General features: G+C 41.0%; 6 protein-coding genes. 3 read left to right on the forward strand and 3 right to left on the reverse strand.

Annotated elements, in window-relative coordinates; all coding sequences use genetic code 11:
* Window positions 1-336 precede the first annotated feature (336 nt).
* Window positions 337-2661, reverse strand: coding sequence for a formate C-acetyltransferase (gene pflB / locus OCF95_RS05800; protein ID WP_000260631.1), 2325 nt, complete (start codon window positions 2659-2661; stop codon window positions 337-339).
* Window positions 2662-2899: 238 nt separating this feature from the next.
* Here pflB and dinB point away from each other — a divergent pair, with 238 nt between their 5' ends.
* Window positions 2900-3961: a DNA polymerase IV gene (gene dinB / locus OCF95_RS05805; RefSeq protein WP_261105054.1), complete on the forward strand. Its 1062-nt coding sequence runs from the start codon at window positions 2900-2902 to the stop codon at window positions 3959-3961.
* A gap of 32 nt (window positions 3962-3993) precedes the next feature.
* Here dinB and OCF95_RS05810 read toward each other — a convergent pair whose 3' ends face one another.
* Both OCF95_RS05810 and OCF95_RS05815 read right to left on the reverse strand, forming a co-directional pair.
* Window positions 3994-4839 carry an undecaprenyl-diphosphate phosphatase gene (locus tag OCF95_RS05810; RefSeq protein WP_261105055.1) on the reverse strand — a complete coding sequence of 282 codons (846 nt, stop codon included), beginning with the start codon at window positions 4837-4839 and terminating at the stop codon, window positions 3994-3996.
* 60 nt (window positions 4840-4899) lie between these two features.
* Window positions 4900-6789, reverse strand: a complete 1890-nt coding sequence (locus OCF95_RS05815; RefSeq protein WP_261105056.1) for a DUF2207 domain-containing protein — start codon at window positions 6787-6789, stop codon at window positions 4900-4902.
* A 138-nt stretch (window positions 6790-6927) separates the two neighbouring features.
* On the opposite strand from OCF95_RS05815, the gene OCF95_RS05820 reads away from it, so the two are divergent.
* Both OCF95_RS05820 and OCF95_RS05825 read left to right on the forward strand, forming a co-directional pair.
* On the forward strand, window positions 6928-8493 hold the full coding sequence (locus OCF95_RS05820; RefSeq protein ID WP_033686329.1) for an ABC transporter substrate-binding protein/permease: 1566 nt from the start codon (window positions 6928-6930) through the stop codon (window positions 8491-8493).
* Window positions 8493-9233: an amino acid ABC transporter ATP-binding protein gene (locus tag OCF95_RS05825; protein WP_084923270.1), complete on the forward strand. Its 741-nt coding sequence runs from the start codon at window positions 8493-8495 to the stop codon at window positions 9231-9233. The genes OCF95_RS05820 and OCF95_RS05825 overlap by 1 nt, the downstream gene beginning before the upstream one ends.
* Window positions 9234-9329: the final 96 nt, after the last annotated feature.

A 9329-nucleotide genomic window follows, 5' to 3' on the forward strand; every position in this document is an offset into this window, starting at 1 on the left:
ATACAACCACACCTTGTGTCTTACAAAGTGTGGTATTTTTATTTTCATACTCTTCGAAAATAAAATTCAAACCACGTCAGCTTCGCCTTGCCGTATATGTGTGACTGACTTTGTCAGTCTTATCTACAACCTCAAAGCGGTGCTTTGAGCAACCTGCGGCTAGCTTCCTAGTTTGCTCTTTGATTTTCATTGAGTATCAAATACCTCCCGCAACTCAACAAGTATCTTTGAATCCCGGTCAGACATTTCAATACCTGACTTAAGGAATTTAAGAGCCCAAAAACAACCCTCAGTCGACTGACCGAGGGTTCCTTATTTCATTATTCAAGAACTTGATTAGCTCAATGCATCCAAGGCATCATCCATTGAAAGAACTTCGTGGAAGACACGTTGTGTCAATTCAGTTTTTTGTTCTGGAGTGAGGTATTTAGTGTTTACACAGTATCCAGAGATACGTACGATAACGTCTTCACCTGACATGATCTTTTCGTAAACATCGTTCAAGTCCATAACGTTCAAGTTAACGTGTTGTCCACCGTTTTCAAAGTAACCATCAAGGATTGTTACCAAGTTATCAACTTGTTCGTCACGAGTCTTACCAAGAGCGCGAGGTGATACTTGTGTAGTCAATGAGATACCATCAGCCGCATAACTAAAGTCAAGGCTAGAAAGTGAGTTCAAGTTTTGCAACCATCCACCTTTAGCTTTATTAGATGGGTTAGCACCTGGTGAGAAGAATTCAAGTTTAGACAAGTTAACAGAACCATCTTCGTTGAGGTATACACCTTTGTGGACTGGTGAGTTACCAGTTTGTTTAGAGTAAGCAACGTTAGATGTGATAGTCAAAAGTGAAACTGTAGCTTCTGCATCTTTGTAAAGTTTGTGGCTACGTAGACGAGTTGTGTAAGCTTCGATCAACCATTCTGCCAATTCGTTTGAACGTGGGTCATCTTCACCCCAACGTGGGTATTCACCGATTGTTTCGTAATCGTAGATGTAGCCATTTTCGTCACGGATTGGTTTAACTGTAGCGTATTTGATAGCTGACAATGTGTCAACAGTGTTGGCAAATCCACAGATACCGAATCCCATGTTGGCACGTTGTTTAGTTGGCAAGAATGCCATTTGAACAGCTTCGTAGTTGTACTTATCAGTCATGTAATGGATGATGTTCAAAGCATCTACGTAAGTATCAGTCAACCAGTCAAGAGATTTTTCAAAGTTAGCTTTAACTGATTCGAATTCAAGAACTTCGTCACGGATTGGTTCGATGTCAAATACTTTGTAGTCTTTGTGAACATCGTCGTAACCACCGTTCAAACCAGTAAGAAGGGCTTTCAATACGTTTACACGAGCACCGAAGTACTGGATGTTGTGACGTTGTTCTTCATTTTCTGGGTCAAGTGGAGACACACAGCATGAGATACAGCTCATTTCACCATATCCGTCTTTAGCCATTGTTGTTACACCTTCGTATTGGATAGAAGAGTGTTTGTGGCTCATATGCATACAGTAGCGACGGAAGTTGTATGGCAATTTGTCAGTCCAAAGAACTGTCAAGTTTGGTTCTGGAGAGTTACCGATATTGTCAAGGGTGTTCAAGAAACGGTAGTCCATCTTAGTAACACGGTGACGACCGTCGTTACCCATACCAGCCATAGAAGTTGTGATGAAGGTTGGGTCACCTGAGTACAATTGGTCGTAAGCTTTTGTACGAGCAAATTTAACTGTACGAAGTTTCATAACGAAATCATCAACGAATTCTTGGATTTCTGATTCAGTAAATGTACCACGAGCAAGGTCACGTTCTGCAAAGATGTCCAATACGATTGGCACACGACCTAGAGATGTAGCAGCACCGTTGATAACACGGCAGACAGACATGAAGGCGATGTTAACCCATTGGATAGCTTCTTTAACGTTCATCGCTGGTTTGCGAACGTCAACTCCGTAAAGGTCACCCAAGCGAACAACTTGTTGCAATGCTTGGTATTGAAGGTTGATTTCTTCACGAAGACGGATTGTTTCTTCATCGATTTCTTCGATTGCATTCCAATCGTTTACTTTTTCTTGCATCAAGTAGTCTGCACCGTAAAGAGCAAGACGTGCGTAAACACCGATGATACGTCCACGTGAGTATGCATCTGGAAGACCAGTTACAGTGTGAGCGTGACGAGCGCGACGAATGTTTGAAGTGTAAGCACGGAAGATACCATCGTTAACTGTTGTTACGTATTTGGTGAAGATTTCGTGAACAGCTGGGTCTGGTTCGTATCCATTTTCTTTCAAAGTAGTTTCAGCCATACGGATACCACCTTTTGGCATGAAGTTCAATTTGAAGAGTTCATCGTTTTGGATACCGAAGATAACTTCGTTTTCTTTATCGATAAATCCTGCTGGAATGTCAGCAATAGATGTTGGACGAGTGTCCATTGGGAAACGAGTTTCTTCGTAGTGAGCCTTAGTTTCTTCTACAATTTTTTTGATGTGAAGTGAACGTTCTGTTGGTCCTGCGAGGAAGCTTTCGTCTCCATCATAAGGTGTGTAGTTAGCTTGTACGAAGCGTGATACACTTGCTTTTTCTTTCCAATCTACGCCTTTGAAGCCTTCCCAAGCTTTGTCAAAAATATCTTGTGCTTCAACAACTGTCTTAACAACCATGTTAATGTCCTCTTTTTTCTTTCTAGTAACAACCATCTGTTACATTCATGAGACAAGTATAACACACAGTAACCGATTTCAACAAGTAGAAAACCCTTATTTTTACACTTTCTTTTCTAAAACAGTCTATGTTTTGTTCCAAACTGTATTATATTTTTGAAAAAAATATACCCTTTTTCCCTTTTTTCAGAAAAAAGGGTATAATAAAAGAAAATAAGCAGTAAAAAGGGGGCTAGGCATGTTGATTTTTCCTTTGTTAAATGATTTGTCAAGAAAAATCATCCATATTGACATGGATGCCTTTTTTGCTGCCGTGGAAATCAGGGATAATCCTAAGCTCAGAGGAAAACCTGTCATTATCGGAAACGACCCTCGGCAAACAGGTGGGCGGGGAGTCGTTTCTACCTGTAGCTATGAGGCGCGAGCTTTTGGTGTCCATTCAGCCATGAGCTCTAAGGAAGCCTATGAGCGTTGTCCCCAGGCCGTCTTCATCTCAGGAAATTATGAGAAATACAAAGCTGTGGGACTCCAGATTCGAGCTATTTTTAAGCGCTATACAGATTTGATTGAACCTATGAGTATTGACGAAGCCTATTTGGATGTAACAGAAAATAAACTCGGTATCAAGTCAGCGGTCAAAATCGCTCGCCTCATTCAAGAGGATATCTGGCAAGAACTCCATCTAACTGCTTCTGCTGGCGTTTCTTATAACAAATTCTTAGCTAAAATGGCTAGCGATTATCAAAAACCTCATGGTTTGACAGTGATTCTACCTGACCAGGCTGAGGATTTTCTCAAACAAATGGATATTTCCAAGTTTCATGGAGTAGGAAAAAAGACAGTAGAACGTCTGCATCAAATGGGTGTTTTTACTGGCGCTGATTTACTTGAAGTTCCTGAAGTGACCCTAATAGACCGCTTTGGCAGACTGGGCTATGACCTGTATCGAAAGGCTCGTGGTATTCACAATTCCCCCGTCAAATCCAATCGCATCCGTAAATCAATCGGGAAGGAGAAAACCTACGGGAAGATTCTCCGTGCCGAGGAAGATATCAAAAAAGAGCTGACTCTTCTATCAGAAAGAGTCGCTCTCAATCTCAATCAGCAAGAAAAAGCTGGAAAAATTGTCATTTTGAAAATCCGCTACGAAGACTTTTCAACTCTTACTAAACGAAAAAGTATTGTTCAAAAAACACAGGATGCTAGTCATATAAGTCAAATAGCCCTGCAACTCTATGAAGAGTTAAGCGAAAAAGAAAGAGGTGTCCGCCTATTGGGGATTACCCTGACTGGATTTTAAAACCTTGAAGAGCTGCCCCTTCAAGGTTTTTCTTATACAAATAAACGAACAAAGCTATAAAGTAGCAAGACACTACCAAGCACGATACGGTATTTACCGAAAAGGGTAAAGTCGTGTTTTTTCACATAACTTGTCAAGAAACGAATAGCGATCATGCTGACCGCAAAGGCGACTCCCATCGCAACCAAGAGCAAGAACAATTGTCCAAAGCTCAAGAGCTGTCCTGCTTTCACAAATTTGAAAATCTTTAATGCGCTAGCTCCAAACATAACTGGAATTCCAAGATAGAAGGTAAATTCTGTCACAACAGAACGACTAGTTCCATTCAACAAACCACCGACAATCGTTGCCCCAGAACGACTGGTTCCCGGTAAAAGGGCAAGAACTTGGAAAAGACCGATATAGAAGGCTGTCGTATAAGGAAGCTTGTCCAACTCTGTTACACTTGGCTCGATAGCACGCGCTTTATTGCGCTTTTCCAAATAGATAAAGGCAATCCCATAGATAATCAACATGAGAGCAACTGAAACCATGTTATGGAAGTGGGTATCAAACCAATCATCAAATTTAAAGACGGCAAGTAAAGGCAAAGTGGCAACCAAGACCTTCAACCACAATCTCCAAGTCTTACGAACTTCCTGCTTGTCCTTAGTCGATTTAAAAGGATTGAGCTTATTAAAGTAAATGACCATAACCGCTAAAATAGCGCCAAGCTGAATCACAACATTAAACATGGACATAAAAGCTTCATTCTGATTTTGGTATTGGATAAATTCCTCTGCTAAAATCAAGTGACCTGTACTGGAAATCGGCAACCATTCCGTAATTCCTTCAACAATCCCGAAGAAGATAGATTTTAAAATTTCAATAAGATACATAGATTACTCCTTTTTCTATCTTCCATTATAGCATATTTTTTCAGTCTATGGCAGTTCTCTTTAAAAGGCGCCGATACTGCCACCGCCTCCGCCTCCAGAGAAGCCACCGCCAGAACTTCCACTTCCAGAAGATACAGAGTAGGTACTTGCTGTATTTGCGACATTTGCATAATGGCTCATTTGCGCGCTTGAATGATAAAACATACTGTGCCAGCCATAAGCTACATAGAGGTTGATATCTGGGTTTTCCACTTGAATCTGATGAACCTTCATCAAATGGCTGACCTTGTCCGCATAGCCAAATAAGGTCGCATAGACCAAGAGGCGATTCCAGACCACAATACTTTCCAATTCAGCCTGATCCAATCTTGCAATCTCACGCAACATATTTTCAAAACTGGTCCAGAGATAGTATACTTCTGCTCCTGCTTCATTTAGGACACCATCACGATTATCTAATCGAAGCTTCCAATAATAGAAAACAGCCAACGCCAAACCTAGAAAACCAAGTATTGGCAAGGGGATGTAAAGATAGCCATAAACATCCAAACTGTACAAGAACAAACCAAATCCGATAAATAGGGGCAAGATAGTCAAGACCCCCATACCCACTTGCAAGGCCTTTTCCCCACCAGTTAAAGGACGATAATAATCTGGGAGCCCCCAGAAGGAAATTCGTTTTCTCACTCCTTCTTGCATCTGGTTCAATACTTCTTCAAAAGAAGATTTGAGCTGACGCCCCTTTGCTTGAATCCGTTTTTCATCAGAAGCTTTGGCTCTACGATAAAGACTATCAGATACCTTGTAATCCGCAAACAAATTGGAAAGAGTTTCTTCTTTTTTGCCTGAAAAAGCCAGATTTAGACAGTCTTTCTCAAAGCTTGACAAACCATCTTCTTTTACTAGCCTCAAACCAACTGCATCTCCTTCTGAAATGATAGAGACATTTCCACGGTCTATCACATCTAGCAAGGTAGCTTGAATAAGTTGATCAAAGGTAAATTTACCTGCTCCTTTTGTTAGAGGACTCACTTCCTCCAAGGAGGTCGAGTAGACTGCTTCTGATAAAACCATAGGCTCTAATTCCATTGGTGGTTCATAGATACGATGATTTTTGGCATATTTGACCGAAGGAGTGGTCTTTCTTCTATAAATAAAATAGAAACAGACACTTAATAACAAGGAGATAGAAAGTATCAAAGGGAAGACCCAGGTAACGAGTTGTTTACTTTGCTCTTTTTCTTTAAAAATCGAGTCTTCTATCTTATTAAATTCTTCTAAACGATTTCCTTTCAATCCCTGATCCCTAGCGCTAGCAAAATTAGTTCGAGGCCAGTAGGCATGCAATTCAACTCCACGCTTAGGCGGGAGATTGTCTAAACGGATAGTATAATCAAGGTTACTCTTTTCAATCGTTCCCTCTCTAAAAAGTTTCCCTGTATGGAAAAAGAGTTTTTCAGCCCCCTTGTCTCCCCTTACATGAAATTCAAACTTTCCAATAGTTCCTGAACTATCTGTCAGAGGTTGCCAATTTAATTCAGCGATGTCATCATATAGAAAAAGCAAATTTTTTAAATTCCATGTGAGGTCAACTTCAACTATGTCACCCTCCTGACCTGAATTGTAGACTTTCACAGTATAACCATTCGCCTCTTCTGTCACTTCGCTAGTAACGTCTGTCAGTTCAGCACTGTTTTTCGCAGCCTGAACCTTTGGATGAGGATCAATGTCAAATCCACTAGGCATCTTACCTGCACGTCCAAGTCCCACGATTTGGCCCTTAAAGTCCTCCTCAAACTGATAAACTATCTTTTGTCTAAATTCTGCCGTATTGTCTGCATGAATATACAAATCTCCTTGATAAGAGTTTATCTTGAAATCAATGGCAAAAACAGAGAGTGGAAGAAGGCAAAACAAGCCTAACACCAGTAAGAAAAAAGTTTTTTTCATCAACTAATCCCCCTTTTTATCTTTGCTATCATTATATCATTTTTTCTCAAGTAAGGGCTTACCTGTATTGAAAAATAGAGTTTTTTTCGATAAAATAGGAGACAGTTATTTTTTAATAGATTAGAAATAGGAGAAATCATGAGAAAAATATACTTATCTATTTTCACAAGTCTCTTGCTGATGCTGGGACTTGTCAATGTTGCCCAAGCCGATGAATATTTACGCATCGGGATGGAAGCAGCATATGCTCCCTTTAACTGGACTCAGGATGATGATAGCAATGGGGCTGTCAAAATCGATGGGACTAACCAGTATGCTAACGGATACGATGTTCAAATCGCCAAGAAAATCGCTAAGGACTTAGGTAAAGAACCTTTGGTTGTTAAAACAAAGTGGGAAGGTCTAGTTCCTGCCCTTACTTCTGGTAAGATTGACATGATTATCGCAGGTATGAGTCCAACTGCCGAACGCAAACAAGAAATTGCCTTTTCAAGCAGTTACTACACTAGCGAACCAGTTTTGCTTATCAAAAAAGATTCTGCCTACGCAAGTGCTAAATCTTTGGATGACTTTAATGGTGCGAAAATCACTTCTCAACAAGGTGTCTATCTTTATGACTTGATTGCACAAATCCCAGGTGCTAAAAAAGAAACTGCCATGGGAGACTTCGCTCAAATGCGCCAAGCTCTTGAGGCTGGTGTCATTGATGCTTATGTTTCTGAACGCCCAGAAGCACTGACTGCTGAAGCTGCGAACTCTAAGTTCAAGATGGTTCAAGTAGAACCAGGTTTCAAAACGGGGGAAGAAGATACAGCTATCGCCATTGGACTTCGTAAAGATGACAACCGTATTAGCCAAATCAATGCCAGCATTGAAACTATTTCAAAAGATGACCAAGTTGCCTTGATGGATCGTATGATCAAGGAACAACCTGCCGAAGCTACAACAACTGAAGAGACTAGCAGTAGCTTCTTTAGCCAAGTCGCTAAAATTCTTTCTGAAAACTGGCAACAACTTTTGCGTGGTGCTGGTGTCACTCTTTTAATCTCTATCGTCGGAACCATCACAGGTCTCATTATCGGCCTTGCCATTGGTGTTTTCCGTACTGCTCCTCTATCTGAGAATAAAGCCATTTATGGCCTACAAAAACTAGTCGGCTGGATCCTCAATGTCTACATTGAAATTTTCCGTGGTACCCCAATGATCGTTCAATCGATGGTTATCTACTATGGAACGGCCCAAGCTTTCGGTATCAACCTTGACCGTACACTGGCTGCTATCTTCATCGTTTCAATCAACACCGGAGCCTACATGACTGAAATCGTCCGTGGTGGTATCCTAGCAGTTGACAAGGGACAATTTGAAGCCGCTACTGCTCTTGGTATGACCCATAACCAAACCATGCGTAAAATTGTCCTACCTCAGGTTGTCCGTAACATCCTACCAGCAACTGGTAATGAATTTGTCATCAATATCAAAGATACATCTGTATTGAACGTTATCTCTGTTGTCGAACTTTATTTCTCAGGAAATACCGTGGCAACGCAAACCTATCAATACTTCCAGACATTTACAATCATCGCCGTGATTTACTTTGTCCTCACCTTCACCGTAACACGTATCCTCCGCTTCATCGAACGCCGCATGGACATGGATACCTATACTACAGGTGCTAACCAAATGCAAACGGAGGATTTGAAATAATGACACAAGCAATCCTTGAAATTAAACACCTCAAAAAATCCTATGGACAAAACGAAGTGCTAAAAGACATTTCACTCACTGTCCACAAGGGAGAGGTAATCTCTATCATCGGAAGCTCTGGAAGCGGAAAATCAACCTTCCTACGCTCCATTAACCTCCTTGAAACGCCAACTGATGGACAAATCCTTTATCATGGACAAAACGTTCTCGAAAAATGCTATGACCTCACGCAATACCGTGAAAAGTTGGGGATGGTGTTCCAATCCTTTAACCTCTTTGAAAATCTTAACGTACTTGAAAACACAATTGTCGCTCAGACAACTGTCCTTAAACGCGAACGTACAGAAGCTGAAAAGATTGCCAAAGAAAACCTAGAAAAGGTCGGCATGGGAGAACGCTACTGGCAAGCCAAACCAAAACAACTCTCAGGTGGTCAAAAACAACGTGTAGCCATCGCTCGTGCCCTTTCAATGAATCCGGACGCCATTCTCTTTGATGAACCAACATCAGCTCTCGATCCAGAAATGGTTGGAGAAGTCCTCAAAATCATGCAAGATCTGGCTCAGGAAGGCTTGACTATGATTGTCGTAACCCACGAAATGGAATTCGCCCGTGACGTCTCTCACCGTGTTATCTTTATGGATAAGGGTGTGATTGCTGAAGAAGGCAAACCAGAAGACCTCTTCACCAATCCTAAAGAAGACCGTACAAAAGAATTCCTTCAACGCTATCTCAAATAAAAAGAAAAGGCTGCATCAATGTACTGACCCCAAAAAGTTAGACAATTAATTTAAGCAAAGGATTTAGTTCTGTATTGTACAGGGCTAAGTCCTTTT

The organism is Streptococcus mitis, assembly GCF_946188615.1.
GTDB lineage: Bacteria > Bacillota > Bacilli > Lactobacillales > Streptococcaceae > Streptococcus > Streptococcus mitis_BZ.

Coding starts and splice junctions, on each gene's coding strand:
- pflB (WP_000260631.1), bottom strand. CDS start 2,661: ATGGTTGTTAAGACAGTTGTTGAAGCACAAGATATTTTTGACAAAGCT.
- dinB (WP_261105054.1), top strand. CDS start 2,900: ATGTTGATTTTTCCTTTGTTAAATGATTTGTCAAGAAAAATCATCCAT.
- OCF95_RS05810 (WP_261105055.1), bottom strand. CDS start 4,839: ATGTATCTTATTGAAATTTTAAAATCTATCTTCTTCGGGATTGTTGAA.
- OCF95_RS05815 (WP_261105056.1), bottom strand. CDS start 6,789: ATGAAAAAAACTTTTTTCTTACTGGTGTTAGGCTTGTTTTGCCTTCTT.
- OCF95_RS05820 (WP_033686329.1), top strand. CDS start 6,928: ATGAGAAAAATATACTTATCTATTTTCACAAGTCTCTTGCTGATGCTG.
- OCF95_RS05825 (WP_084923270.1), top strand. CDS start 8,493: ATGACACAAGCAATCCTTGAAATTAAACACCTCAAAAAATCCTATGGA.